The organism is Anaerovibrio sp. RM50 (assembly GCF_000622005.1).
Lineage (GTDB): Bacteria > Bacillota > Negativicutes > Selenomonadales > Selenomonadaceae > Anaerovibrio.
The window spans coordinates 21,681-47,349 of the sequence record NZ_JHWV01000008.1 but is presented as its reverse complement, the minus strand read 5'-3'; the positions used below and the strand labels follow the sequence as shown (position 1 = coordinate 47,349).

The 25,669-nt window shown below is 44.0% G+C and carries 26 protein-coding genes, 1 other RNA gene and 1 pseudogene; 21 read left to right on the top strand and 7 right to left on the bottom strand.

Annotation, left to right across the window (positions count from 1 at the left end; genetic code table 11):
* The first annotated feature begins 3 nt into the window (after positions 1-3).
* The 4 genes from T525_RS0106250 (at position 4) to T525_RS0106235 (ending at position 4,091) form a co-directional block, all read left to right on the top strand.
* On the top strand, positions 4-1,155 hold the full coding sequence (locus tag T525_RS0106250) for a thiolase family protein (protein WP_027406501.1): 1,152 nt from the start codon (positions 4-6) through the stop codon (positions 1,153-1,155).
* 452 nt (positions 1,156-1,607) lie between these two features.
* Positions 1,608-2,474 carry an aldo/keto reductase gene (locus tag T525_RS0106245; protein WP_027406500.1) on the top strand — a complete coding sequence of 289 codons (867 nt, stop codon included), beginning with the start codon at positions 1,608-1,610 and terminating at the stop codon, positions 2,472-2,474.
* A 112-nt stretch (positions 2,475-2,586) separates the two neighbouring features.
* Positions 2,587-3,528 (top strand): hypothetical protein, encoded by a 942-nt coding sequence (locus tag T525_RS0106240; protein ID WP_027406499.1) that lies wholly within the window; start codon positions 2,587-2,589, stop codon positions 3,526-3,528.
* A gap of 215 nt (positions 3,529-3,743) precedes the next feature.
* On the top strand, positions 3,744-4,091 hold the full coding sequence (locus T525_RS0106235) for an ASCH domain-containing protein (protein ID WP_027406498.1): 348 nt from the start codon (positions 3,744-3,746) through the stop codon (positions 4,089-4,091).
* A gap of 98 nt (positions 4,092-4,189) precedes the next feature.
* Here T525_RS0106235 and T525_RS0106230 read toward each other — a convergent pair whose 3' ends face one another.
* Positions 4,190-5,215, bottom strand: a complete 1,026-nt coding sequence (locus tag T525_RS0106230; protein WP_027406497.1) for an aliphatic sulfonate ABC transporter substrate-binding protein — start codon at positions 5,213-5,215, stop codon at positions 4,190-4,192.
* Between the two features lie 265 nt (positions 5,216-5,480).
* Between T525_RS0106230 and ssrA the strand changes: the two genes are divergently transcribed.
* From ssrA to T525_RS0106200, 8 genes are all read left to right on the top strand, one after another.
* Positions 5,481-5,832: a transfer-messenger RNA gene (gene ssrA, locus T525_RS15875) on the top strand.
* 122 nt (positions 5,833-5,954) lie between these two features.
* Positions 5,955-6,197, top strand: coding sequence for a hypothetical protein (locus T525_RS14480; protein ID WP_037325324.1), 243 nt, complete (start codon positions 5,955-5,957; stop codon positions 6,195-6,197).
* On the top strand, positions 6,187-6,738 hold the full coding sequence (locus T525_RS0106220; protein ID WP_027406495.1) for a zeta toxin family protein: 552 nt from the start codon (positions 6,187-6,189) through the stop codon (positions 6,736-6,738). Before T525_RS14480 ends, T525_RS0106220 begins: the two co-directional genes overlap by 11 nt.
* Complete coding sequence (locus T525_RS16610; RefSeq protein WP_232219191.1) at positions 6,698-7,054, top strand: type II toxin-antitoxin system HicA family toxin; 357 nt, start codon at positions 6,698-6,700, stop codon at positions 7,052-7,054. Before T525_RS0106220 ends, T525_RS16610 begins: the two co-directional genes overlap by 41 nt.
* 16 nt (positions 7,055-7,070) lie before the next feature.
* Complete coding sequence (locus tag T525_RS14475) at positions 7,071-7,538, top strand: type II toxin-antitoxin system HicB family antitoxin (RefSeq protein ID WP_051533454.1); 468 nt, start codon at positions 7,071-7,073, stop codon at positions 7,536-7,538.
* Positions 7,539-7,543: 5 nt separating this feature from the next.
* On the top strand, positions 7,544-7,798 hold the full coding sequence (locus T525_RS0106210) for a UPF0175 family protein (RefSeq protein ID WP_027406494.1): 255 nt from the start codon (positions 7,544-7,546) through the stop codon (positions 7,796-7,798).
* A 26-nt stretch (positions 7,799-7,824) separates the two neighbouring features.
* The gene (locus T525_RS0106205) at positions 7,825-8,097 is read left to right on the top strand and encodes a hypothetical protein (RefSeq protein WP_027406493.1); all 273 of its coding nucleotides are present in this window, start codon (positions 7,825-7,827) and stop codon (positions 8,095-8,097) included.
* 75 nt (positions 8,098-8,172) lie between these two features.
* The gene (locus tag T525_RS0106200; protein ID WP_198022641.1) at positions 8,173-8,418 is read left to right on the top strand and encodes a hypothetical protein; all 246 of its coding nucleotides are present in this window, start codon (positions 8,173-8,175) and stop codon (positions 8,416-8,418) included.
* Between the two features lie 33 nt (positions 8,419-8,451).
* Here T525_RS0106200 and T525_RS0106195 read toward each other — a convergent pair whose 3' ends face one another.
* Entirely contained in the window at positions 8,452-8,997 is a 546-nt protein-coding gene (locus T525_RS0106195; protein ID WP_027406491.1) for a TetR/AcrR family transcriptional regulator, read from the bottom strand.
* A gap of 167 nt (positions 8,998-9,164) precedes the next feature.
* On the opposite strand from T525_RS0106195, the gene T525_RS0106190 reads away from it, so the two are divergent.
* Positions 9,165-11,033 (top strand): cation-translocating P-type ATPase, encoded by a 1,869-nt coding sequence (locus T525_RS0106190; RefSeq protein ID WP_027406490.1) that lies wholly within the window; start codon positions 9,165-9,167, stop codon positions 11,031-11,033.
* Between the two features lie 191 nt (positions 11,034-11,224).
* Here the strand turns inward: T525_RS0106190 and T525_RS14470 are convergent, their stop codons facing one another.
* Complete coding sequence (locus T525_RS14470; protein ID WP_072031632.1) at positions 11,225-12,610, bottom strand: RNA-binding domain-containing protein; 1,386 nt, start codon at positions 12,608-12,610, stop codon at positions 11,225-11,227.
* Between the two features lie 780 nt (positions 12,611-13,390).
* Positions 13,391-14,746, bottom strand: a complete 1,356-nt coding sequence (locus tag T525_RS14465; RefSeq protein ID WP_037325322.1) for a DUF389 domain-containing protein — start codon at positions 14,744-14,746, stop codon at positions 13,391-13,393.
* A gap of 214 nt (positions 14,747-14,960) precedes the next feature.
* Here T525_RS14465 and T525_RS14460 point away from each other — a divergent pair, with 214 nt between their 5' ends.
* Positions 14,961-15,734 carry a hypothetical protein gene (locus T525_RS14460; RefSeq protein WP_198022637.1) on the top strand — a complete coding sequence of 258 codons (774 nt, stop codon included), beginning with the start codon at positions 14,961-14,963 and terminating at the stop codon, positions 15,732-15,734.
* Between the two features lie 207 nt (positions 15,735-15,941).
* Here the strand turns inward: T525_RS14460 and nifU are convergent, their stop codons facing one another.
* Both nifU and nifS read right to left on the bottom strand, forming a co-directional pair.
* The gene (nifU, locus tag T525_RS14455; RefSeq protein WP_037325320.1) at positions 15,942-16,313 is read right to left on the bottom strand and encodes a Fe-S cluster assembly scaffold protein NifU; all 372 of its coding nucleotides are present in this window, start codon (positions 16,311-16,313) and stop codon (positions 15,942-15,944) included.
* A gap of 27 nt (positions 16,314-16,340) precedes the next feature.
* The gene (gene nifS / locus T525_RS0106165) at positions 16,341-17,525 is read right to left on the bottom strand and encodes a cysteine desulfurase NifS (protein ID WP_027406489.1); all 1,185 of its coding nucleotides are present in this window, start codon (positions 17,523-17,525) and stop codon (positions 16,341-16,343) included.
* Positions 17,526-17,669: 144 nt separating this feature from the next.
* On the opposite strand from nifS, the gene T525_RS0106160 reads away from it, so the two are divergent.
* From T525_RS0106160 to T525_RS0106140, 5 genes are all read left to right on the top strand, one after another.
* Complete coding sequence (locus tag T525_RS0106160; protein WP_027406488.1) at positions 17,670-18,089, top strand: Rrf2 family transcriptional regulator; 420 nt, start codon at positions 17,670-17,672, stop codon at positions 18,087-18,089.
* A gap of 82 nt (positions 18,090-18,171) precedes the next feature.
* The gene (locus tag T525_RS0106155; protein WP_027406487.1) at positions 18,172-18,558 is read left to right on the top strand and encodes a C-GCAxxG-C-C family protein; all 387 of its coding nucleotides are present in this window, start codon (positions 18,172-18,174) and stop codon (positions 18,556-18,558) included.
* A 14-nt stretch (positions 18,559-18,572) separates the two neighbouring features.
* Positions 18,573-19,178: a DUF1847 domain-containing protein gene (locus tag T525_RS0106150; protein ID WP_027406486.1), complete on the top strand. Its 606-nt coding sequence runs from the start codon at positions 18,573-18,575 to the stop codon at positions 19,176-19,178.
* 495 nt (positions 19,179-19,673) lie between these two features.
* Positions 19,674-20,771, top strand: coding sequence for an HlyD family secretion protein (locus T525_RS0106145; protein WP_027406485.1), 1,098 nt, complete (start codon positions 19,674-19,676; stop codon positions 20,769-20,771).
* Positions 20,768-21,886, top strand: a complete 1,119-nt coding sequence (locus tag T525_RS0106140) for an ABC transporter permease (protein WP_027406484.1) — start codon at positions 20,768-20,770, stop codon at positions 21,884-21,886. The genes T525_RS0106145 and T525_RS0106140 overlap by 4 nt, the downstream gene beginning before the upstream one ends.
* 174 nt (positions 21,887-22,060) lie before the next feature.
* Here the strand turns inward: T525_RS0106140 and T525_RS0106135 are convergent, their stop codons facing one another.
* Positions 22,061-23,404: an anaerobic C4-dicarboxylate transporter gene (locus tag T525_RS0106135; RefSeq protein ID WP_027406483.1), complete on the bottom strand. Its 1,344-nt coding sequence runs from the start codon at positions 23,402-23,404 to the stop codon at positions 22,061-22,063.
* A gap of 320 nt (positions 23,405-23,724) precedes the next feature.
* Between T525_RS0106135 and T525_RS16795 the strand changes: the two are divergent.
* Positions 23,725-24,144: pseudogene (locus T525_RS16795) on the top strand (flagellin); the annotation flags it as partial.
* Positions 24,145-25,506, top strand: a complete 1,362-nt coding sequence (locus T525_RS16030; RefSeq protein ID WP_369751940.1) for a flagellin — start codon at positions 24,145-24,147, stop codon at positions 25,504-25,506.
* Positions 25,507-25,669 lie beyond the last annotated feature (163 nt).

Genomic DNA, 25,669 nt, shown 5'->3' with positions numbered 1-25,669 from the left:
GCTGTGGGGAAGGTTTATGTCTTGTTTGGGCTGAGGACGCCCATTGTAACGAAAAACAATAAGTTTAAAAATATCCCGGCGGAAAAGCTGGGGGCTCTTGTGCTGCAGGAGATTATGAAGAAAATAGGGGCGGGGGTATTGCCAGATGGTGTTATTGCAGGAAATGCAGTGGGCACCGGGGGCAATATTGCCCGTTTAATGTGTCTGACGGCAGGCCTTCCGGAGGAAGTGCCTGCTTTTACTGTGGATATGCAGTGTGCCTCCGGGGCGGCGGCCATAGCCATGGGCTATGCCCAGATTGCCAGCGGCAACGGTGATATGTATATCTGCGGTGGTATGGAAAGCTCCTCCTTGCAGCCCATGCGGGTCTATGACGAAAAGGATGAGCGGTTTGCCTTGGTTTCCGGGGGAGACGGCCGCTACATGACAGCCCAGTTTTCACCGGGGGAGCTGGCAGAAAACGCCATGCTGTTGGGGGCAGAAAAGACCATGCGCTCCGAGGGTGTCACCAAGGAGGAGCTGGATTTTTGGACCCTCCGTTCCCACAGATTGGCGGCAGAGTGCGCCAATAGGGGGCTTTTGAAGGACCAGATTATTTCCGTGGATGGAATATCTGAGGATGATGGGATACGCTACAAGATGAGCCAGCGGCTATTGGACAGACTGCCAAGGCTGTTGGGGGGAGATTCCCTTCTGACGGCGGGAAATGCCTGTCTCATCAATGACGGGGCGGCCTTTGTGGTGCTGGTGTCGGCGCATTGGCTGAAGCATCATCCATCATTTGCGCCAATGGCTGAGATTTTGGGGACCTGTTCCGCTGGGGGAAGCCCGGTGGAAAGCCCACGGGGGGCCATGCTTACTGCGGACAAGCTTCTGGCCCGTCAGGGTTTCTCCTATGAGGACATGGACGCCATTGAGTTTAATGAGGCCTTTGCAGTAATAGATGTGCTGTTTCAGAGAAAATATCCCGAATTACTGGACCGTTATAACATGCTGGGGGGAGCCCTGGCCTATGGCCATCCCTACGGGGCCTCAGGGGGTATTATTATGATTCACCTGCTGCGGGCTTTGGAAATATCTGACGGGTCATTGGGCCTATTGTCTGTAGCAGGGGCTGGAGGCATGGGACAGAGCATTTTGGTGCGCAAGGCCTGATTTCGGCGGGTGCCCTGTTACTAAAAAGGTCAGAATAAGAAATGAAAAAATAAAAAGGCCAAACCCTCTTGTAGAAAAGGGTTTGACCTTTTTATCTGTATCGTTTAATTACTTAATGAAAGCATATACACCAGCTAAAGTGATAGCCTTGAGAATGCCGTCAGCAATCATTGCCATATCCATGTTGTTTTCGCCTCCTGAATAGTTGAAACCTCAGTAATACCAAGGGCTTACTGCGTTCTCATTTCTCACAGTGCCTATTATACTGCTATATAAAAAAACACGAAAGGGACTATAGTCCTATAATCAGCTATACCTCTATAGAACTTTAATATACGTTTTCTAACAATTTTGTTATATTGACAATGAACAAATTTTCAGAATATTTTAACTTTCCTCAAAAGAAAAATTTGAACAATTGGTTTATAATATCCCTAATGGAGGTTGAAGCTATGAGTAAGAAAGTTCAGCTTAAAAATGGTGTTTCTGTGCCATCTTTGGGCATTGGCACCTGGATGATCGGGGATGAGCCAGAAAAGGAGACAAAAGAAATTGAAGCCATACTCACTGGAATAAGGGCCGGCATGACCTTAATTGACACTGCGGAAATGTATGGTGACGGCCGCTCGGAAACCTTGGTTGGAAAGGCTGTCAAGGAGTATTTCAAGGAAGGCAGACGGGAGGAGCTCTTCGTGGTTTCCAAGGTTCTGCCCTGGAATGCGGGACGGGATAATATGCGTACATCCTGTGTAAAGAGTCTGGAGCGTCTGGGATTGGATTATCTGGATATGTACCTTTATCACTGGATTGGCAATGTCCCCCTCACTGAAGTGGTGGAGGGCTTAAACGCATTGCAGGATGAGGGCCTTGTCCGCAGCTGGGGCGTCTCCAATTTTGACACAAAGGATATGGAGAAGCTCCTAAAGATTCCGGGGGGCGAAAGGTGCCTTGTAAATCAGGTGCTTTATCATCTTGGCTCCCGGGGCATAGAATATGATCTTATTGATTATATGAAGGACCATGATATTGCCCTGATGTCATATTGTCCCTTGGCCCAAGGGGGCAGGATAAGCAGGGGCTTAAGGGAAAATCCCGTGGTGGGGGATATTGCCAGAGCCCATGATGCCACCCCGACCCAGGTGCTTCTGGCCTGGAATATTCGCAACGGACATACCATTGCCATACCAAAGAGCTCCTCTGCGGTCCATATAAAGGAAAATGCAGCCTCAGTAAATTTGCAGCTGACTTCCGAGGATATGAAGGCACTGGATGAGGCCTTCCCGCCGCCGTCCTGCAAGATGCCTTTGGATACGGAATAAGGGCTTCATTTCAAGGGGATAAGCAATTTGTTTTATCAAGGGGATAAGCAATATAATTAATAAATAAAATGTTAGCGAAAAGGCTAAAGTGAAAATTGAAAGGATGAGCACTATGAAATTTAAAAAGAAGTTGTTGGCAGCAGGTTTGGCTTGTGCACTGGCTTTAGGAACCCCTGGGATTATGGATTCCCAGGCCTTTGCTGAAGAGGTTCAGCCTGCTATCGTTCAGATGACGGATGCCAGAACCCAGCTGACCAATTCCATGGCCAGCCTTACGGATATGGACAATGGAACCTTAGCTTTTAAGGTGGATTTATCCAGCCCCTTCTTAGGAGGTAATGTTAATGGTACTTTTGATTTCGTGTCCAAGCCGGCAGTTATTTGTCAGGGAGCCAGCGAAATTATAATGACCATGGGTGGGATGCCAAGCGGCAACACCAGATATAACTTCTACTGCCGTGAGAATGGGGAGAATATGGAGTTTTATTCCCAGAACAAGGATGGCAGCTGGGATAAATACTTGTACCGCACGGCAACAGACAAAGCCATGGAGGAGGCCATTGCCAAGAGCCTTGCGGAAGACTTCCCGGATGTAATAAAGAATGTTACCCTGGGGCAGCGCCAGGGGGCAGAGCAGGATTATGTTGTTGTTATGGATGGCCAGAAGGTGAAGGATTATTTTTGGAAGCTGGCTAATCTGGGGAATGTGAAAAAGGGCAGCACCGAGGAAGGCAACAAGCTTCTGGAGGATGTGCTGAATAATATGGGGGATTTGGAGTGTACCATTACCATTGACGAGGTGCAGCACCAGTTCCGCAATCTTTATGCAGATCTTACCCCTCAGATAAGGGCCGCAGCCAGGACTGTTCTGGGCAATTCCAAGGAAGATAGCGGTATGTTGCCGATTATTGATGCCAGCACAGTGGAGTTTAATGTTTCTGCCACCAATTATGGGGCAATCGATAATGTTGTTATTCCGGAGGTTGTGCTTAATAACGCCGTTTTGAAGGAAATTCCAAAGGTTTCCGACAAAAAGAAAGAAACAAATAAGTAAATCCATTGAAAAGGAGGGCTGCGCCGGGCGCCCTCCTCTTTTGTATCTGTTTATGGTGGAAAAATGTATTTTTAAAGATGGCTTTTGAAAATAAATATGTACACTTTTCTTTATTATGGCGGAAAAATGTGTTAAACTGTATCTGTATTGGAAAATTTGTAGACTCTGACGAAACCTGTGTAAACTTAAATTTATAATATTAGGAGTGAAGAATTATGATGTCATTAAACTTTCAGGCCGAGAAGCACGCAAAGATGCTGGAGGCCCGTACCAAGCGCTGTACTGTCCGTCTGGGTGATGTGAGCAAGCAGTTCCCGGAAAATTCCATCGTCTGGATTACCGTCGGCAAGAAGTTCACTCCTAAAAAGAAGCTGTATACCGCCTTTTTGGACAAGGTGCGGGTAAAGACCATGGCCAACCTCACTTCTGAGGACCTGGGTGTCCAGAACCCTGAAATCAACTCCCGTGAGGAGCTGGTTGCAGACTTTGAGCAGATTTACAAGAAGCGCATAACCATGGAGGACACGGTAACAGTTATCTATTTTACGGAAGTAATGGAATAAGGAAATAAAAGAGCCCGGCTGGTTTTGGACCAGCTGGGCTTTGATGTTCAATGGAATCGGATCGGTAGATGCGGTCCGATTTTTTATGTGATTTTACCTTACTTTAGATACTGCTCCACATTGGCAGCCTTCAGATAATCACGGTTTACATACTTGGCAATATCATATTCGTCCTTTAATTTTCCGATGCTTACAAGGAATTTAATGGTGTCGTTTAATCCGGCAATATCCTTGTCATCAATTAAAACGGTGTAGTTAAACTTCTTAATAACCTTCTTGACCTGCTCAGGGGTCAGGGACAAATAATGGGCGATCTTATTGAGGGTATCGTCATCAAGATTGTCCAGTTCCTTTACGCCCCGTGCGTAGTTCTTGATAACTGTGGATACAACCTCAGGATTGGCCTGGGCAAATTCAGTTCTGGCCACCATGCCGTTTACTCCCAGCAAACCAACCTTGGTGCCGTCGCTGATAATATGGCCGCTGCCATTTTCCTCCAGGCGGGTTACATTTGGCTCCCAAATAGCCACTGCATCAGCATTACCATTGATCAAAATGCTTTCCGCATCTCCCGTGGCAATGCTCACCAGCTTAATATCGTTAATGGATAAACCACCGGTCTGCAGGAATTTCTGGGTAAGATTATGGGCAGTGGAGCCAACTACAGTGGCAATGGTTCTGCCCTTGAAATCAGCAGCATTGGTAAGACTGTTCTTTTTGCCCACCAAAACCGCATAGGAGGCAGCACCCTCGCAGGTAATGGCCACCAGCTCATTCTTCTGTCCAGCAGCAATGCCGGATACTATTGGCACATCACCAATAACACCTATGTCAGAGCTGCCGTTGGACAGGGATTTGTTCATAGGAGGACCGGATTCAAAGTTGTTCCAGTTTACGGTCACGCCTTTGGATTTCAGATCACTTTCTATCCAGCCTTTTTCCTTGGCTACAAAGAGGGGAATAAAGGCCGCAGATGGCTGAATGGCAATATTCACAGTTTTCTTGTTTTTATTCAAAGGCTGGTCGGAGAAGCATCCCCCCAGCACCCCAGCTAACACAAACAATGTAGCCGCCAAGGATACGGATATTAATTTATTAATCCATTTTTTAAATTTTAAAGCCATACGCACCACTTCCTTTTCGCAAAAACACTCTCTCACTTTCAATTATAAGCTATTAGCTAGGGCTTAAGTCAAGCTTGTTTTAGATTATTTTGGAGCTGGAAGCTTTTTCGGAAAATAATTCTATTATGCAAGAGGAAAAAATAGGCTGGTTGAAAAATGTATTTAAATTGCTGGAATGATGTTGACTTTTCCGGTATTCTTGGTATAATATAGAACACCAATTCATATATCAGAAATCTCTAAGAACCGGGATTTCCCTTTACAGGGGGATGTAAAGGTTTCGACGGGGGTGGCTGGAGTATGGATAGCGAGCCGGGGGGTCACCTAGCCCCGTTAGTAAGGTGAAAACGCTTTAAATATAAAAGCAAACGAAAACTACGCTTTAGCAGCTTAATGCTAACCTCTGTCTGCTTATCTCCCGCGTGAGCGGATAAGAGGCCAATAGCGGGATACCCAAAGGGCTGACTCCTGGAGGCCTGAGGGGAAATTTCTCCAGGATCGGAGGGACGGCGGTTGTCTGTGTCTGCCCATCTCTTAAATTTAAACATTGACTGCGCTCGGAGAAGTCTATATGACAACGCTTTCGGACAGGAGTTCGATTCTCCTCATCTCCACCATCAATTAAGGCGAAAATGAGATTTTTGCCTGCTATATATGTGTCCGCAGTGGCACTAAAAGCCAGTTGGCGTAGTGCCAACTGGCTTTTTCCTTTTGTTAAGTATTTTGGGGTATGATACAAATGAGTGTGGATATTAAGCAAATTGGAGATATGAAAATTAAAGTCGTCTCCGAAAATGATTCAATCGCTTACAAAGATATAATTAGCGATCAGGATGCGGAAATGGACAGACGGGCGATTGCGGCTGTCCGTTCAGCTATAGAGAAAGCGAAGGTCTGCAACAAGCCTATCGCAAAATTTGATGTTGAGACAAAGAGAGCTTATCTTGAATATCCTGACGGGAGCAGAGAGTATGCAAATTAAGAAGCCTATGGTTTTGGTCATAGCAGGGCCGAATGGATCGGGGAAGAGTACCTTTACCCAGTACTTTGAAAAAATAGGTGAATATACAAATGCAGATGATATAGTTGCTTCTACAGGAATCGATAATCAAGAGGCTGCTCGTCTGGTTGATGAAAAGCGTTATGCGGCTATTGCCAACAAGAAGGATTTTACTTTTGAAACGGTTCTATCATCTGAGTACAAGCTGGACATATTGAGAAAAGCAAAAGCTGAAGGTTATTTTATAAAATGTATTTTTGTTTTGACCGTTAATCCGTATGTCAATATTACAAGAGTAAAGATGCGTGTGTCGCAGGGGGGACATGATGTTGCCAAAGATAAGATTATCCAAAGGTACAAAAAATCATTGGCGAATATTAAGGAATTATTGAAACTGTGTGACATTATGCATGTTTATGATAATACCATTGAACCATTTAGAATAATAAGAAAGCACAAGGAAGACATTTCTATTTTTTCCAATGAGTTCTGGAGCGAAAAGGATATATTGGAGCTTATGTGATGGTGCATTGTTAAATTTTAACCAGTTAGTTTTTGCTAACTGGTTTTTGTATGGTAATTATAAACGATTGACACGTGTAATAATATGTGTTAGTTTTTTAAGTAGGGGTGTTAAAGTGCGGAGCTATTCTTCACGGGAACTAATAAAGCTGCTTAAAGCGGATGGATGGTATGAAGTAAATTGTGTAGGCGATCATCATCATTTCAAACATCCTGATAAAAAGGGACGGGTCACAATAACGCATCCTAAAAAGGATATGCCCATGAAAACAGTTCTAACAATTGCACGGCAAGCGGGCATAACACTACCTAGATAAAGGAGATGTGCATATTATGAAAGATATATATTCTTTTCCAGCTATTATTACCGTGGATAATGATGGCGTTGTAATAGAATTTCCGGATTTGCCTGGATGTTGCCCATGCGCATCTGATATAAATGAGGCGTTTACAAACGCCCGAGAGGCTTTACAGCTGCATATTTACTGTATGGAAGAGGATGAAGAAGAAATACCCGAGCCAACAGATGTGATGGATATTGAATTCGAAAAGGGACAGGTTATTGCCATGATTGAGGCCTGGATGCCACCGTTTCGGGAAAAAATGCTAAATAAGGCCACCAATAAAACTGTTACTATTCCCCGTTGGCTTGATATTTTGGCCAAGAAAGAAAAGGTCAATTATTCACACTTGTTGCAGGATGCTCTAAAGCAATATTTGGGTATAACTTCCCCAGAATCCTTACAGGCTTACGCAGTGCATGAGCAGAGGGCAGAATACTCTGTTAAAAGGAAAAAGTAATGCTTATGTGTACATTGTCTATAGAAATACCTGATGAGATATTATTGAATATCCATAAAACCCAGGATGAAGTTGTATTATACATGAAGCAGCTCTATGCTGTTGATTTGTATAAGAAGAAACAGATGTCGTTGGGAGATTGTGCTGCTTTAGCTGAAATGTCAAAGGAAGAATTTATCCATTTCCTTGCAGAGTTTAAAGTATCTATATTCTCTTTTGATGACGATGAGGATTTTGAAAATGAATTGAAGAATGCTTGAGATATGTTTGTGAAAGGAAGATTCTTATGATGCATCAGTTTATGGAATTAAATGATGGCACTCAGATTGTCCATTCCGATGCTCTTTTTGATGAACAGGGCAAAGAATATGTAAAAGTATATATGGAAAAACCAATCCACCTCGGGTTTAAGTCTGCCTATTGTTATTTGCCAGCCTATAAGTGGGAAAAAATAGAGGGCTTTGACGAGGAAGAATTGGCTAATTTAAAGGATATTGTCCAGTCAACCGCGCATTTGATTATTCAGTTTGCCAGACAGGGAGGACTTGGAAATACCTAAACTGTTGTCAGTAATTATTAATAATAAGTACCTAGGGTGTTGTATGATTCAGCAAATGCTACCTTGGTCGCTTACTTGACGCGCTTGTTTTTCAGTACCGGTTTTGACAAGACGATGAAGGTGGGAGCAAGTGTAGTTGTGGCCCGTCGTGGCGGTTTGTCGGCAACCTTTGATGAACTCAATAAGTTCTTCACCATCTCGGGTATGCCCATTGCTGCCAGTCAATACTGGAACAGTGTTTATGGCGGGGCACCGGGAGAAGCGGCGCAGGATATTAAAGAGTGGCATATTGAACGCAAACAAGTCATAAGGTATAGATAAAAACCGGTTACAAAGAGAAGCTACTGCACATTATCAGGCAAATGGTGTCGTGCTAAAGAAGAAACGGCTGATTTCCTCTGGCGAATAATGGTCATGTCCCATCCACCATCTGACGGTTTCTGCAAAATCGCAGACCATATGATTCAGCATATACTCCTGTGGCACATCCTGTTTATGCTTATTCAGCTCATTGGCAAATACCTTTTCCAGATATGCCTTAAAATAGCGCATGAACATCTCACCGCTTTCACAGGCTAAGATGCCACGGATATAGCTGCTGCTGTCTTTTATATGATACAGAATATGCGTAATCTCTGCTTTGATATCCTTTTTCTCTGTTGAGAAATCATGTGTTTTTTCCTGGGTTAGCTCGTCTGAAAACACGTGCTCAAAAATTTCCGTACATAAGGCCTTTAACAGTTCGTCCTTCGTTTCAAAATGGGAATAGAAGGTACTGCGCCCAATATTGGCCGCATCAATGATTTCCTGTACGGATATATTGGAATATGACTTTTTTTCCAATAGGCTTGTAAAAGCATGAAAAACTGCGGCTCGTGTCTTTTTTTGTCTACGGTCCATACGCTGCCTCCCGAACAATTTTACCAAAATGTTCAATAACGAACTTTTGCGTGAATCTGCTTATTGTTTTCAAAAATAAGCAACATTATAATCATAACTGAACAACATGTTCATTATTGTGTAAATTGTACATGTTACCTGAGAACGTGTCAATGGGAGGTTCCGTTATGATTAAGAATATTTGCGATTTTCTCGCGGGGTGGAAGATGACACTGGTGGGGGGGATATTCCTGCTGGCCTCTTTTGTATTGCCGCGATTCGGTTTTGCGGATAGTGCGCAGATGGCATGGATTACCGTCGTGCTTTGCGGCCTTCCTTTGTTGTATTTAGCAATCTGGAGAATCATTCATAATAAAGGAATCAGCAAAATATCCTCAGCGCTGTTAATCTCTATGGCCATGCTTGCAGCAATATGCATTGGCGACTTGTTCGCCGCTGGGGAAGTCGCCTTTATCATGGCCATTGGTGCCCTGCTGGAAGATATGACCACCCAAAGAGCCAAAAAGGGCTTAAAAAAGCTGCTTTCCCTTACACCGGATAATGCGTGGCTTGTCCGTGATAATCAGGCGGTCATAATTCCCGTAGAGGAAATACAGAAAGGTGACTGCCTGCGTGTACTGCCCGGTGAAACTATCCCTGTAGATGGCCAAATCATCAGCGGAGAAACCTCTGTTGACCAATCGGTGATGACGGGCGAAAGCCTGCCGGTGGACAAGGTAAATGGGGATATGGTCTATAGCGGAACCATAAATTGCTTTGGTTCCATTGATATCCGAGCTGCTAAAGTCGGCGCAGACAGCTCCCTGCAAAAACTGATTCGCATGGTCGCCGATGCAGAGAAGAAACAGGCGCCAACCCAGCGAATCGCTGACAAATGGGCCAGCTGGCTTGTGCCTGTTGCTATGCTTATCGCCATTGTGACCTATATATTTACGGGAAATATCGTGCGTGCCGTCACGGTGTTGGTCGTATTTTGCCCCTGCGCCTTAGTCCTGGCTACGCCAACGGCAATCATGGCGGCGATTGGTCAGGCTGCCAAACATGGAGTAATCATCAAATCCGGTGAAGCACTGGAAAAAATGGGCAAGGTAAACACGATTGCCTTTGACAAAACGGGCACACTTACCTATGGCAAACTTGCTGTCAGTGATGTTATCCCCCTGTCGGATATTCAGGAAATGAACCTGCTATCCATCACCGCCACCGCAGAAAGCCGCAGCGAACATCCCATCGGCAAGGCAATTCTTGCCCAGGCGCAAAAGGACAACCTGTCCTTGTCCGAAATGGAACGCTTTACCATGACAGCCGGTAAGGGGATATCTGCCCGCATAGGGGAAAAGGATTATTGTTTTGGTAACGAGAAATACATTGCTGAGAACGGTCTTCCCATCGACAGCCAAACCCATGCGGTATTGGACAAGCTGCGTGCGGAAGGGAAAGCCTCCGTAATCATCGCTACGAATACTCAGATATTGGGGATAATTGCCCTGGCGGATATCATTCGCCCCGAATCCGCTCATGTATTAGAACGCCTGCGTAATCTCGCTGCCAGGACGGTGCTGCTGACGGGCGATAATCGCAAAGCCGCGCAGTATCTTGGCCGTGAAGTAGGCATAAGTGAAATCCGCGCCGACCTGCTCCCCGAAGAAAAGGTAGACAATATCATTTCCTTGAAACAGGCTGGTAATGTCTGTATGATTGGCGATGGCGTCAACGATGCACCAGCACTTAAGATGGCTGATGTCGGCGTGGCGATGGGGGCAATGGGCAGTGATATTGCGGTTGAAGCTGCTGACATTGCCCTTATGGACGATAATATTTCCAAATTGCCCTATCTGAAATGGCTGGGCAATACAACAATAAAGACGATAAAGACGGCCATTGCTCTTTCGATGTTGATAAATTTTGTAGCCATTGTTCTTTCCGTTTATGGTTTGCTTACCCCGACCACAGGCGCTTTAGTTCACAATGCGGGTTCATGCGCAGTGGTTCTCTTGGCTGCGCTCCTTTACGATAGAAAATACGGGTGTCTATAAATTCATTATGAAAAGTTTTGGTAAAATATAATTAAGGTAAAAACGCAAAAATCGCCTGCTATAAAGAAGGCCAGGACCATTTGATATGTACCCTCCTTCCTGGGTGTCCAGGAAAGAGGGTACATATCACATTTCTAGAGTGGTTCTGGCCTTTTTATTTGTTAATAGCGTTTTTGAAAATGGAAGAATACTCAATCGTCAGCATTAAGATCATCCATTAATGCCTGAATGGTATTAAACGGTCCGCGAATATTATTGTCATTATCCGCTACCGCTAATTGTTGCATAGTATAATAACGATTTTTGCCTCCTTTATGGGGGATGACACGGCCGGCATCAACATATTTTTTTAGAATATTATTGGCCTGACTGCGGGAAACTCCCAAAGCTGATTCAACATCTAAACGGGTAAATGTTTTCTTGCCTGCTATGGCTTCAGGCAGTGTCTGATATTTGTCGGCCCGTTCATGTACAGCCATGGAGTGCTGCACATTTCTGTTTGGCAAGGTAATTCTAAAGGCATGATCGCTGGCTTCTATAGTAGGGGTCAGCCCTGAAGATTGGTAGCTCTCGTATATTTTAGGTATGCCAGTGCCGTAGGCTTCGATTAATTCCAGGCGGTAGAAAAGAGCAGCCAATTTTTCATTGCGGCATTGAGATACCCCCATCTTCAAATCACCAAGGTTTAACCCCTGTACCAAGCCACCAAAAGTTACGAACTCTATGCGGTCCTGGAAAATATTAATTAAAGTGCTGCCGCTATAAGAATACTCCCGATGAATAATCGTATTTAATAATGCTTCCCGCAGGGCAACATCAGGGTAATCTTTTTGGTCAGACCGCATTAATCCATGAAATCTTGCTCCAAGCTGGTTGTATTGTTCCAACATAGCATAGGCTGCTACCATTTGGCTGATTAGAGAGCCTCTGAATTCCCGTCTGTTTTGGAAAGGAGAAGTCTTTGTGTTGCCTGAAAAGACAGCTATTTTTATATCATGAGGACATTCCTCGGATAGAAGCAGCGCCAAATTGGTGAAGATGCCATCGCTTGTTTTTAATCCCAAGGTCAAAAAATGTTGCTCATTCAGAGGGATTTTCTTTTGCTTAAATATTTTCTTTAATGCCGGGAAGGTGAGTTCTTGGTGCAGGGAACGCCTTTTTTCGTATCTTTCTCCATCACTTGCAACAATCATGGAACGAATGGCATCGGATGAAGCTGGTATGGAGGCTGCACATTGTCGTATATATACGCCTTCAGGTCTTAGCCCTTTTCCTTTTAAGCAGTATGGCGCATGAGTGCCTTTTTGAACAGTAACTTTTAAAACAGGTTTATCTTCCAGATTTATAATATTCAGCTCCACAAACATAGTGACATCTGGGGTTATAGAATCATGTATCATGCTGGACACTTGTAAAAGGGCCTGATCAGGATCGTCAAGGCCGACTATTGTACCATCATCAGCAATTCCTGCATATATTGTTCCGCCATTGGAATTTGCGAAGGCAATGACTTCTTTCTTTATATCTGGCACAATCATTTGCTTTAGCTCTAGGGTGGAGCTTTCCTGAAACTTCATTTTCTCATCTCCCAACTGGTTTATAATTCTACTTTTCTTCTATTCTACCACAATATTTAGAAGAATGGTAGAAGAATAGAATAAAGCTTATTTATTCCCACTTGTTGCAGGATGCTTTAAAGCAGTATTTGGGTATAACTTCTCCAGAATCCTTACAGGCTTATGCAGTACATGAACAGAGGGCAGAATACTCTGTTAAAAGGAAAAAGTAATCCAAGGTTCTTGGGTAATGCGAACAAATTTTGACTATGAAGGATATGCGCCATTGTTGCGGCGCATATCCTTTTATTTTATTTATTAACAACAAGTAATTGTAAAGGTGAAAGTATGGATTGGATTATAGCTTTGGATTGCAGTATTATTTTTTCAGTTATTGGTAAATATGCCGGGATTGACAGGAACCATAAAAGAATGTAATAAAAATGTGATTTTGAGGCCTAATTTTATGTAGAAAATGTGATTTTAAAGTCTAAAAACACAATAAAAATGTGATTTTTAGACCTAAACTAAGAGGAAAAATGTGATATATACTTTCCCTTATGCATTAACATTCCTGCTAAAACGGTGGCTAAAGGAACGAATGTGAAAACGATAGTATGGCGGTATACTGTATTTTTTAAAATATACACTTACCATTAGAAAGGGGAACTTGTGCAAAAATTGCACAAGTTCGCTAAGAGGGCAGTAGGTGCAAAAAATGCACATACTGCTACTGATGGTAAATATTAAAAGGACTGAGCTGTTGTATGCATCAAAGCATTAAACAGTCAGTCCTTTTTGTTATTTAATAATTAAGGTGACAGGCAGGTCTGATTCAGCATTTAACCAGTTTTGCAGGCGGCCTTGTTCTTCCTGGTTTATGGCGTTTTTCAAGGTAACAAGAGCGATGAAATTCCTGTAGGCAACCTTGCCATCTTTATCCTTGGTGGCAAATGCTGCCCCTTCTATACCTTCAAAGTAGGGGAATAGAATCGGGGCCTTTTTTCGGATATTTTCCAGCAGCTTCTGGTCGCTTTCAAAGCGTTGGTGGGCCGTGGAGTACCGCATGCTTAAATCCTTGTATTTTTTTATTTCTTCCTGGGCCTCAGTAATGGATAATCCACCGGCAGATTTCCACTGGTTATTGATGAGATCCTTCACATCTTCAGAGCGGACGGCGTCGGACATATCGTTTTGGACAATATGTAAACTCCAACCATTAAAGTAGGAATATCCTTGAAGATTTTTTTCTAGCTCTGTTTCTTCCTCCGAGGTTATAATGCGCCCAATAAGGGTTAGATTCAGCCGATGACTGTCTGGTTCAATATTGTAGGCCACCACCTGGGGATTTCCTTGTGAGAAATTTTTTTCAATATAGGTTTGGGCCTGTACCTGCTCCAGGTTGGAGCGAATGCTGTGGTAGGCCATGTACATACTTGGTAAAATAATAATTATACCAAGAAGTGTAAGCTGCCAGCGCTGTCTGCGGAAGGCCTCGTCAGTTACGTAGGTCTTGGCTGGAATTTTTATTAATTTTAAAACTATAAAGGTTGTCAGGCAGATAAAAAAGCTGTTTATGAAGAAAAGATACAGGGCCCCTAAAAAGAATTTCAGGGAATGGGCGGCTATACCGTAGCCTGCTGTACAAAGAGGTGGCATAAGGGCAGTGGCAATAGCAACTCCGGGGATAACATTGCTCTTTTCAATTCGGGTGCTGCCAATGATGCCGGCCAGACCACCAAAAACCGCTATAAGCACATCCCAAATGGTGGGCTCGGTGCGGGCCAGCAGCTCGGAAGAAGCGGTGTCAATAGGGGATAGGGTGAAATATATTGCCGAGGTCATAACCGACAGGGTGACCTGAAAAACTAGCTTCAGGACTGACTCGCGAACATATTCACCGTCATAGGTAGCCATACCATAGCCAATGGACATAATAACCCCCATTAGGGGTGAAATGAGCATGGCACCGATGATAACAGCAGTACTGTTCATATTCAGGCCAATGGAGGCAATGAATATGGCCAGAATTAATATACACATATTTGTGCCCTTAAGAGTTCCACCGGAATAAATACGTTCGGTAATTTCATCCAGGGGTGCCCGGTCCTTATGCAGATCAAACAGGTCAGCCAAAATGGTTTTTATAGTTTTCATGGGCAATCCTCCTTGCACAATTATTACCCTTTGATATTTCTATACATGTAGACAAATTCCCTGCATTGCAAAAGGTCTTAAATACGTCATTTTACATTTTCGCATAAAATGATATATAATTTTTTGTAAACTTTCGTTTTGGGAGGCGGTTTCATGAATTTTTTTTCGCATAAGTAAAGAGGCATTATCTATTGCTCTGGCTTATGTGGGTGTTTTGGTTGGTGCAGGACTTTACTCCGGTCAGGATATGCTGCAATATTTTTTAAGCTTTGGTAAAATCGGTATATTCGGAGTCGTACTGCTGGGAGTATTAAATATTATTTTTGGGCGGATTATTGTTACCCTGGGGTCCCATTATCAGTCAAGCAACCACCAGGATGTGCTGGAGCAGATAACTCACCCTGTCATAAATCGTATTATTGATATAACCTTGGTAATATCCTGCTTCGTTGTGGGCTTTGTTATGGTAGCCGGGGCAGGAGCCAATTTGCATCAGCAGTTTGGTATTGCCAGCTGGCTGGGGGCCTTGGTATGCTCTTTGGCAGTAATTTTAGTGTCCTTTATGGATTTTGAAAAGATTACGCGAATATTGGGAATTTTTACGCCTGTTATAGTGGTTATGATACTGTCGTTAGCGGTTTATACCTTCTGGGGCAAGTCTTATGACTATGAATATCTGGATATGGTGGCTGGTTCCATGGAGCCAACCATGCCAAATGTATGGTTGTCGGTAATAAATTATTTTGCTCTTTGTGCCATGAATGGCGTATCAATGGCCTTTGTTTTGGGCGGCTCCGTCATTCGTAGTGGTGATGCGGAAAAGGGTGGTGCCCTGGGTGGCACTATAATCGGGCTTATTGTTACCTGTGCAGCCGCAACACTTTTTTCCAATCTGGATAAGGTGAAGGACGCAGAAATACCTATGCTGCTCATTGTGAATAATATTCATCCTGGGTTTGCCATGGTGGATGAAGGAAATTTCCCTTAATGACAATATTGTTTTTCTTAAGCTATCTCATTGCAGATGGCTTGGGAATGTTGGCGGCCTATACACCGTCATCATATAAACGGTGTTTTTGTTGTGCCGTGAATTAAGCTGCTATAGACATTTATTCAAAATAATAAAATAAGGACATAATAACAGGGCTGCCGCTTTGGTGAAAAATCATCAAATGCGACAGCCCCTCTTTTTATGTTATTTTTTACTGCGATAGTCCTCCAAGGCAGATTTTATAGCCTGTTCCGCCAATACAGAACAATGAATTTTATGGGTTGGCAACCCGTCCAGGGCTTCGGTAACTGCCTTGTTGGTGAGCTTTTCCACCTCGCTAAGGGGCTTGCCCTTTATCATTTCCGTTGCCATGGAGCTGGAGGCAATAGCACTGCCGCAGCCAAAGGTCTCAAACTTCACATCCTTGACCATATCGTCCTCAATTTTTAAATACATCTTCATGATATCCCCGCACTTGGCATTGCCCACTTCCCCAATGGCGTTGGCATCCTCCAACACACCAAGATTCCGTGGATTGCGGAAATGATCCATCACTTTTTCACTATATAAAGCCATTTTCTTATCTCCTTCTGAAGCATATTATTACAATAAATGTTTGATTTTACCGCTGCTTAAATCACGCCAAACCGGGGAAAAGCTTCGTAAATATTCCACAACTTCCCTTACGGACTTAATGATATAATCGGCGTCAGTTTCACTGAGATCCTCACCCAGGCTCAATCTTAAAGAACCGTGAGCCACATCATGAACGCGGCCGATGGCCAGCAGTACATGGCTTGGGTCAAGGGACCCGGAGGTGCATGCACTGCCTGATGAGGCCTGAATGCCCTTGTCATCAAGCAATAAGAGCAAGGATTCACCCTCAATGCCCTCAAAGCAGAAGTTAATATTGCTTGGCAGACGCTTTTGGGCATCACCATTTAAAATGGAGTGGGGTATTTCCTCCAAGCCCTTAATTATTCTGTCCCGCAAAGCCTTTACATGAGCGGTATTCTTTTCCATTTTGGAGCATATTTCTTTTAAAGCAGTAGCCATAGCTGCAATACCCGGAACATTTTCCGTACCTGCCCGCTTTCCCCGTTCCTGGGCTCCGCCTTCAATGAGATTGGTAAGAGCTATTCCTTTTCTGGCGTACAGAAAGCCAACGCCCTTTGGCCCGTGAAATTTATGGGAAGAAGCAGACAGCATATCGATGTTTTCTGCCACCACATCTACTGGCACATGGCCAATAGCCTGTACTGCATCAGTATGAAATAATACTTTTTTTCTGTGGCAAATTTCTCCGATTTCTTTTATGGGCTGAATTGTACCAATCTCATTATTGGCATACATTACAGTTACCAGACAGGTGTTATCATTAATAGCTGCCTCAACCTCCGACGGACGGATCAGCCCATCCTCATGAACATCCAACAGGGTAATTTCAAAGCCCTGTTTTTTCAGCTTCTCCAGTGTATGAAGAACTGCATGGTGCTCAAAAGCCGTAGAAATAATATGGAGCTTACCCTGTTTTCTGCCCAGCTCTGCTGCTGACAGAATCGCCTGATTATCAGCCTCACTTCCACCGGAAGTAAAGAGAATTTCCTCCGGCTGGGCGTTTATTACCCTTGCCACATCAGTGCGGGCCTCCTCCAGCACCTCTTTGGCCTTCTGTCCAAACTCGTACAGGCTGGATGGGTTGCCGTAATTTTCCTTTATATGTGTGAGCATTACATCTATTGCTGCATCGCTCATTTTGGTGGTTGCAGCATTATCAGCATAAATCATTTTGTAATCTCTCCTTTCATTCACTGTGGCAATTATATAACCTATTTACCCTACAAGTCAATAGGCAAATATTTCTTGATTTGCCAATTAACCCTGGAGTATAATAGGCAGAAGCAAAGTATCTTTATTTTGGGAGGTTTTAAAATGATTTCCACCCGTGGTCGATATGCATTGCGAGTAATGATTGATTTGGCGGAAAGAAATAGTGACCAATATATACCTTTGAAGGATATATCTGCCAGACAGGAAATCTCGAAAAAATATTTGGAGATAATTGTAAAGGATTTAGTTGTGGGTGAGATGATCGTGGGGGTCAGCGGCAAGGGCGGCGGCTATAAGCTGTGCCGCAAGCCGGATGAATACACCGTTGGGGAAATTTTGGAGCTTATAGAAGGCACTATTTCCCCGGTAGCCTGTCTTACGGGCAAAGACATCAACTGCCCGAGAAAAGGCCAGTGCCAGACCTTGCCAATGTGGAAGGAATACGATAATTTGGTACGGGATTTTTTTTACAGTAAGAAATTAACTGATCTGGTTAATGATAAATTCATCCTAAATGAATAAATGGGTGGTATAATTGTTAGAGGTGGACGGGGTTAAGATGCAAGGCCCCGGCTACGCAACATTTTTTTAAGGAGTGTTACCAATGAGCAAACACACAGAAGCCGCCCAGGTCCTTCGGGATGATACTACCCTCCATTATAATTGTGCCCAGTCGGTGCTGATTCCCTTTGCGGAGGAAATGGGTCTCACCAAGGAGCAGGCCTTTAATCTGGGATTTAATTTCGGGGGCGGCATGAAGCGGGCCTCTGTATGCGGTGCTGTGACCGCCGGACTTATGGTGCTGGGGATGCACGGGGTAAATGATGTGAAGATTCTCAGTGAGTACCATAATGCCATAAAGGCCAAGCATGACGATGTGCTGGACTGCGGTGAACTTCTCAGAATCAGCAAGGAAAAGGGCATTGAAAAGAAGTCCCATTGCGATGGCCTAATAAAGGAAGTTATCGAGCTGGTCGAAAAATACATTTAGGCGGGGGTATTTACATGAAAGCTGATTGCGCCAACTGTCCAACCCATGTCTGCTATACGAAGGGCGTGAACTGCACCGGCTATACGGACCAGGAGATTTTGTCCGCCTACAGTGATGAGGAAAGGGAAATAATGAAGGCGGCGGCCTATGTGGAGGGCACCTTCTACAGCAACATCACCAGACTGCAGGAAACAGCGGAATTTGCCAGGGCAATGGGCTATAAGAAGCTGGGAATGGCTTTTTGTATTGGGCTCAATGCCGAGGCCAGATATATTGCCAAATTCTTTAAAAATGAAGGCTTTGAATTTTATAGTGTGTGCTGCAAAAATTGCAGCTTTAACAAGAAGAATCTCGACTTAAAGCAGGTAAAGCCGGAGCTTGAACATGAAGCCATGTGCAATCCAAAGTTTCAGGCCAAAATATTGGCAGAAAAGGGCACGGAGCTGTTCATATCCTGCGGCCTCTGTGTGGGGCACGATGCCATTTTCAATGGCTCCTGCCCGGGGCCTGTAACGGCGCTGGTGGTAAAGGATCGCCTTCTTTCCCATAATCCTCTTGGTGCTATATATTCCCGTTATTGGAAAAGGAAGCTGGGAATCATGGATGAAGGGGAAATTTAATTTTCCGTTATTATTATGATATAAATATTTTCAGATAATTTGGTGTTGATATTATTTAATAGTAAGGCTATTGTGATGCAGAGTCCTGATGTTTATATTATGGATTTGGCGCTGACTCTACTTTGAGTAGGTAGGAATAAGCATCATTTTAGACTATGATTTTGACAGATGAATGACTTAATATATTTGGAGGGCAAAAATGAATCAATATAATACACGTTTTCGACAGTTGAATTAAAACAAAGAGCCGATAACACCTTGATTATATTGGGTTATCAGCTCTTTTCTTTTATAAAACTGCAAAAAATCTTGACTATTTTTTTAAATTGTCGTAAGATAATCCAGACTTAAATAAATATTGCACTTGAGTGCGTCGCCCAGTTATGGGAAATATCGCCGGCTGATACATGCCAGGTGACTACAGGGACGGGAGTTGTAGTCGCTATGGGGAATGTATCGGCTGGTTTTTTGTTTGCAAAAAAATAGGAGGTAAAGATGGATAAGAAATTAAGGGCAAAGAAATTTGGCATGATTTTCGCCGTGGTAATGGTGGTGGCTGGATTACTGCTGATGTATACGGGCAATGATGCATTGGTATTGGCCACGGAAAAGAAAGAGGGTATTTTAACAGCCGAACAAATTAAACTCTCCTTTGAAAATGTAGGTGGCAGGATGGTGAAAGAGTGTGTCAAGGAGGCCGACCAGGTGAAAAAGGGAGATGTGCTGATGGTGCTTGACAGCACTGATGTGGATCTGTCTATTTCCAAGCTGGAGGCCCAGATAGCCCAGATGAAGGCTCAGATAAAGTCTGCAGGTGGTGGCGTTAATATTGCCATGTCCCAGGCGGATACCAATGAACAGCAGAGCTTCCGTCAGATTGACCAGCAGAAGGCAGCGGTGGATGCGGCAGAGGCCAACTATAATAATGCATCTCTTGATTATGAGCGCAAGGTTCAGCTCTTTGAGGTTGGTGCTATCTCAAGATCCAATCTGGATGCAGCCCAAACTGCATTGCAGGTGAATGCTGCCAATGTGGCTCAGCAAAAACAGCTTTTAAGTAAATTATTGGCAGGTACCTCAGATAATGGTGATACAGATTCTCTTAATTTGCCAACTATTGCCCTGGAGCGTCAGACAGCAGCCAACAAGTTAAACGATGTGGAGGCATTGAACCAGCAGCTGAAAGGCTTGGAGGTTCAGCTTAAGGAATTAAAGGTTAAAAAGGAGCGTTTGACTCTTAGAGCACCTGAGGATGGCAAGATTATAAAGATATTGGCAAAAGAGGGGGAAATGATTGCCCAAAATACGCCGGTACTCCTTATGGAAAGCAACCGTTACTATTTTGATATTTATGTAAGCGAGGAAAAGGTCGACAAATATAAGGAAGGGGATGAAATTGAAGCCATCTCCGTAGCTGGCAAGAAAAAGGTTAAGGGTACTATTCGCCTGCTCACCCAGGCCCCTGGCTTTGCGGATTTGCGTATGACCCGTGAAAAGGGCCAGGCGGATTTAACATCCTTCCAGATGCGTATTTACCTTGAACCAACTGAAGAAATTCTTCCTGGCATGACGATGGGAGTGAAGATGAGATGAAGGCATTTCGGGACGAATTAAAACATCTTCTCTCTGGAAATGGTATGCCCTATGAAAAGGTATCCATAATGGTTTCCTTGGTTATAACGGTGATTTTCAGTGTTATGCTGGGACTGAATTACGCCAAGGACACTCCAATTACGGTTATTGATTTGGACAATTCCCACTACAGTCATGAAATTATTGACTATCTGAATAATTCTCAGCTCATTTCTGTCACAGCAGTGGTAAATACTCCTGCAGAGCCAAATGAGCTTATGTATCGTGATAAGGCCTATGCGGTAGTGTATTTGCCCCAGGGTCTTGAGAAAAATCATTATAATGGGGAACGAGCCGACATCGGCGTATTTTATGATAATACCAGCTCCTCAGCCTTAAGCGGCGTAAGGGAAGCCCTCAATGAGATTATCGCTGATTTAAATAATCCAAGTATTGGTACAGGTGATACCATAAGGGGCGGAACAATGCTGGTTTCCCGCTCTCTCTTTAATCCTGCAGAGTCTGCCAGTAATGGCGAGGTAACGGGCTTTTTGATATTTTTTTCCTCAATGTTTTTTGCCTTTGCCACCCTGGGCATGGTGCCACGGCTAAGGCAGGAGGGGAAGCTTGATCTTCATTTTAAGCTGGGCACAGCCTATGATTTGATAGAGCGCATATTGCCCTATTGTGGTTGCTGGCTTATTGCAAATTTTATTGGCCTTGTGGTGCTCCGCTTTTGGGGTGATATTAATTTTTCGGGAAATATAATTCTGTATTTTGCCGTTCAGGCCCTGTACATAATAATGCTGGGGATGGTTTCCGTGTTTATGGGCTGGTCTGCAGCCAATCCTGGGGCGGCTTCCAGCAGAATGATTTTGTTTGTGCCAGGAGGATTTATTTTCGGCGGATACGGTGTGCCTATGACCATGATGCCAGATTGGGTTCACTGGATTAACCAGATATTCCCGTTAACTTGGGAGTTTAAATTTATTCGTGATATCGTGTTTAGGGGAGCGGGCTTTTTTGATTGCGCTGTAACCATTGGCCAGTTCCTTATTTATATAACGATTATCTGGATACTTTTTTCCAGAAAATTTGATAAAGAGCAGATTGCCTACGGGGAAATCGCAGAATAATACGGGTAATATGCTGGCTAATAAAAGTAAGTTACTGACAAAAAAGTATGTTGACAAGTAAAAAAGGCCACCGACTTGTATGGATGCATTTCCATAAAGCTGGTGGCCCTTTTGTTACCTTAATTATTAAATTCACTTAATAATCTTAGGTGTGGTTTTTATATGGGATGGGGCTTAAATTATAGCATGAGCGATTACATAACCAACACAGCAGCCGGTGATAACGCCAATGAGGCCTGGTATCATGAAGCTGTGGTTGAGAATGTACTTGCCAATCTTGGTGGTGCCAGAGCGGTCAAAGCCGATACAGGCCAAATCTGATGGGTACGTTGGCAGGAAGAAATAACCATAGCAGGCGGAAATAAAGGATAAAACTATAACGGGTTCTATCCCTGCCTCCAAAGCCAGAGGAGCCACTATTGCGATGGCTGCCGCCTGAGAGTTAACCAGCTTTGAGGTGAAAAAGGCAATGATGGCATAAGCCCATGGATATACTGCCACGGCGGAAATCAATACGCCCTTCAAAAAATCCATGTGATGTGCAAAGAGGGTGTTGGCTGTCCACGCAACACCATAAACGGATACCAGGGCTACCATTCCAGCACGGAAAACGTTGGAATCAGCTACTTTTTTGGCATCTACCTTGCAGAAGAACAATATTAGTGAGGCAATACACAGCATAACCATCTGAATGACCAACGTCATGGAAATTGGCTTCGCCGGCTTACCTACGCCAGCGGAGAACTGAGGCAGATATTCCGGTAGATTGCCCATAAGGGCAATCAGGATAATACCCGCAATGAAAATACCAACAGCAACATAGTAGCTTCTAGGCAATTCCTTGTCTAAAAGGGACTCAGTGGATCCATAGACATATTTTCTTTGTTCAGGGTCAGCAATCAAGGCCTGAAAATCAGGATCATCTTCCAGCTCCTTGCCTCGGCGCATGGACCAGATAGCCGCCGCCAGTACACCGAAGAAGGTGGATGGAATGGAAACCATCAACACCTTGGCAATACTGATATCATAACCGGCTACAGCCAAAAAGCTCACGATAGAAACAATGGCCACAGATACTGGGGAACCGCAGATACCCATCTGGGCTGCAATGGAGGATACTGCCATAGGCCTCTCAGGGCGGATATTTTGCTTGATAGCTACATCATAAATAATTGGAAACATGGTGTAGCATACATGGCCGGTGCCGCAAAGAACAGTCAAAAACCATGTGGTAATAGGCGCTAAAATGGTAACATTTTTGGGATTTTTACGTAAAATTTTTTCGGCCAGCTTCAACAATACTGTTAAGCCACCGGAGGTTTGTAAGAAAGCGGCGCAGGTAACAACTGCCAAAATAGTCAGCATTACGTCATTTGGCGGAACCCCGGGCTTGTAACCAAAACCAAATACATAGATTACCAACCCAATTCCACTGACGGCTGCCAGACCTAGCCCACCGAATCTTACACCGATTATAAGGCATAGCAGGAATACAATGAAACCCAAAGCAATTTCCATAAACAGCCCTCCCGTCAAAAACATCAGCGCATAACACACAAACGCTTAAAATGTCGGTATTGATATCAGTTACATAAACTACTAATTATTTTCTTAAAAAGGTTGTCCATACGTAATAATTCGCCACGTTGTGGCGGTTTCCTGCAAAAAATAAAGCAAAAATCAAAAAATGGCGGGGAGTTGCTTTCATATATTAAGTTAACGAAATAATTTAACGATACATAGATTAGTAGCGGTGTATGCCGCTATAAATCAAATGGCTAAAACAAGGATGATTTCCCTACAGCAATACGGGGATAGCGCAGAAAGGATGATACGCTATGGCCATGGTAGTAAAAAATAATATGTCGGCAATCAATACCCTGAATGTTCTGAGCCGGAACAGCAAGGATTTTGCCAAGTCGCTTCAGCAGGTTTCCTCCGGCATGAAGATCAACAGTGCGGCGGATGATGCCTCCTCATACGCCATCAGTGAGCGTATGAGGGTGCAGATCAGAAGTCTGGATGCTACCCTTACCAACACCCAGAACGGTTCCAGTATGATGAAGGTGGCAGAGGGGGCAGTGTCCTCCACGGTGGATGCCCTGAGAACCTTCAAGGCCAAGGCTATTGATGCCGCCAATGATACAAATACGGACAGTGACCGGGCCATTATTCAAAAAGAGCTGGATCAGCTTATGAACCAGATCGATGATAATGCTTTGGTTACTTTTAATGGAAAGTATTTGATAAACGGTGCTATGGGAGGCAATATTGTGGCTGACCAGCAGGATTCCATGGTTTCCTTCCTGGCTTATTTGGATGGGTGCACATCCGGAACAGCCCAGGAGCGTTTGGATGCAGCTATAAAATATGGTTCCTCAGGGATGTTTAAGGATGAAAAGACCCTTATAAACAGCTGTGTGGAGGCCATTAGAAAAAGCGGCGGCGACCTTCTGGAGGTTTGTGGTATCAACTTGAATAATGATGATACTGGCTCCATTACTGGCCTTGATGCTGGCGGGGAAAAGGCCAAAACAGCTGAATCCGTTGTGCCGGAAGAAAAACCAGCTTATGGGGGGAATCCTACGGGAAGCACCATGATACGGGGACTTCAGGTGAACTGGCCGGACAGTGGTGATGATGCCATGAAAAAGGCAATTTGTGCAGCGTTGGATAATGAGTGGCTCTCCAACTGCATGTGGCTGGTGGATGAATCCTTTGCCCTTAATTTCTGGGAAAACGGCACAACTGTAAAGTCCATTGATGTAAACTTCTCTGATGCAGATAATGGAACATTGGCATCTGTAACATCCCATTTTACTGGTGATATTACTACAGGCCTTGAGCTGACCGTCAATATGCACTACTACAACAATCTTGACCTCACGGATAAAAACGGTGCATTGAAGAATAACCCGAACCAGCTTTATTTGGACCGTACACTGGCCCATGAGATGACCCATGCCCTTATGTCAGCCAACATTAATAATTTTAAAGACTTGCCTTTGTATGTTAAGGAAGGTATGGCAGAGCTGGTACACGGTATTGATGATTACCGCAAGGGAAAAATCCAGCAGCTGGCCAATGACCCGGATACCTTAAAGAATATTTTGGAAAACTCAAATAGTTATACTTCCGATGACAGCGCCTATGCTGCTGGTTATATGGTGCTTCGCTATATGGCCAAGGAGGCAGCAAATTCCGAGCCGGAAAAGAGTGCCTACTTCCAGATTGGCACCAAGGCTTCCCAGACCATCAGCATCGGTCTTGCAGATATGCGCTGTGAGGCCCTGGGCCTTACAAAAGCCGATGGCACCGCTGTCAGCGTGGCTACCCAGCAAAAGGCCACCTCTGCCATAACCGTTATTGACAGGGCCATCAGCCGTGCTCTGAAGCAGCAGACCATAATTGGTTCAATTGAGAGCCGTCTGGAATTTACGGCGGCCAATATTACTACTGCCACCGAAAATGTAACATCTGCTGAGTCCGTTATCCGTGATGCGGATATGGCCAAGAGTTTTACAGCCTACACCAAGGCCAACGTGCTTATGCAGACAGCCCAGTCCATGCTGGGACAGGCCAACCAGAACGGCAGTGCAGTTTTATCCCTGCTGCAGTAGTATACCAGCATATAATGAATAATTATTCACCCAAAAGGGCAGTCCATGAGCTGCCCTTTTTTGATGGGGAAAACCTAATTTATATATGTTCTCGATTGGAGGATTTTAGAAAAAATATCTTTATCAAAAATAATTTTGTATTTATAGGGAGAACAATATTTAT

Excerpts from the sequence above, each read along its gene's own strand:
- T525_RS0106245 (WP_027406500.1), top strand. The coding sequence starts at position 1,608 with ATGAGTAAGAAAGTTCAGCTTAAAAATGGTGTTTCTGTGCCATCTTTG.
- T525_RS0106240 (WP_027406499.1), top strand. The coding sequence starts at position 2,587 with ATGAAATTTAAAAAGAAGTTGTTGGCAGCAGGTTTGGCTTGTGCACTG.
- T525_RS0106235 (WP_027406498.1), top strand. The coding sequence starts at position 3,744 with ATGATGTCATTAAACTTTCAGGCCGAGAAGCACGCAAAGATGCTGGAG.
- T525_RS0106230 (WP_027406497.1), bottom strand. The coding sequence starts at position 5,215 with ATGGCTTTAAAATTTAAAAAATGGATTAATAAATTAATATCCGTATCC.
- T525_RS14480 (WP_037325324.1), top strand. The coding sequence starts at position 5,955 with ATGAGTGTGGATATTAAGCAAATTGGAGATATGAAAATTAAAGTCGTC.
- T525_RS0106220 (WP_027406495.1), top strand. The coding sequence starts at position 6,187 with ATGCAAATTAAGAAGCCTATGGTTTTGGTCATAGCAGGGCCGAATGGA.
- T525_RS16610 (WP_232219191.1), top strand. The coding sequence starts at position 6,698 with ATGAGTTCTGGAGCGAAAAGGATATATTGGAGCTTATGTGATGGTGCA.
- T525_RS14475 (WP_051533454.1), top strand. The coding sequence starts at position 7,071 with ATGAAAGATATATATTCTTTTCCAGCTATTATTACCGTGGATAATGAT.
- T525_RS0106210 (WP_027406494.1), top strand. The coding sequence starts at position 7,544 with ATGTGTACATTGTCTATAGAAATACCTGATGAGATATTATTGAATATC.
- T525_RS0106205 (WP_027406493.1), top strand. The coding sequence starts at position 7,825 with ATGATGCATCAGTTTATGGAATTAAATGATGGCACTCAGATTGTCCAT.
- T525_RS0106195 (WP_027406491.1), bottom strand. The coding sequence starts at position 8,997 with ATGGACCGTAGACAAAAAAAGACACGAGCCGCAGTTTTTCATGCTTTT.
- T525_RS0106190 (WP_027406490.1), top strand. The coding sequence starts at position 9,165 with ATGATTAAGAATATTTGCGATTTTCTCGCGGGGTGGAAGATGACACTG.
- T525_RS14470 (WP_072031632.1), bottom strand. The coding sequence starts at position 12,610 with ATGAAGTTTCAGGAAAGCTCCACCCTAGAGCTAAAGCAAATGATTGTG.
- T525_RS14465 (WP_037325322.1), bottom strand. The coding sequence starts at position 14,746 with ATGAAAACTATAAAAACCATTTTGGCTGACCTGTTTGATCTGCATAAG.
- nifU (WP_037325320.1), bottom strand. The coding sequence starts at position 16,313 with ATGGCTTTATATAGTGAAAAAGTGATGGATCATTTCCGCAATCCACGG.
- nifS (WP_027406489.1), bottom strand. The coding sequence starts at position 17,525 with ATGATTTATGCTGATAATGCTGCAACCACCAAAATGAGCGATGCAGCA.
- T525_RS0106160 (WP_027406488.1), top strand. The coding sequence starts at position 17,670 with ATGATTTCCACCCGTGGTCGATATGCATTGCGAGTAATGATTGATTTG.
- T525_RS0106155 (WP_027406487.1), top strand. The coding sequence starts at position 18,172 with ATGAGCAAACACACAGAAGCCGCCCAGGTCCTTCGGGATGATACTACC.
- T525_RS0106150 (WP_027406486.1), top strand. The coding sequence starts at position 18,573 with ATGAAAGCTGATTGCGCCAACTGTCCAACCCATGTCTGCTATACGAAG.
- T525_RS0106145 (WP_027406485.1), top strand. The coding sequence starts at position 19,674 with ATGGATAAGAAATTAAGGGCAAAGAAATTTGGCATGATTTTCGCCGTG.
- T525_RS0106140 (WP_027406484.1), top strand. The coding sequence starts at position 20,768 with ATGAAGGCATTTCGGGACGAATTAAAACATCTTCTCTCTGGAAATGGT.
- T525_RS0106135 (WP_027406483.1), bottom strand. The coding sequence starts at position 23,404 with ATGGAAATTGCTTTGGGTTTCATTGTATTCCTGCTATGCCTTATAATC.
- T525_RS16030 (WP_369751940.1), top strand. The coding sequence starts at position 24,145 with ATGGGAGGCAATATTGTGGCTGACCAGCAGGATTCCATGGTTTCCTTC.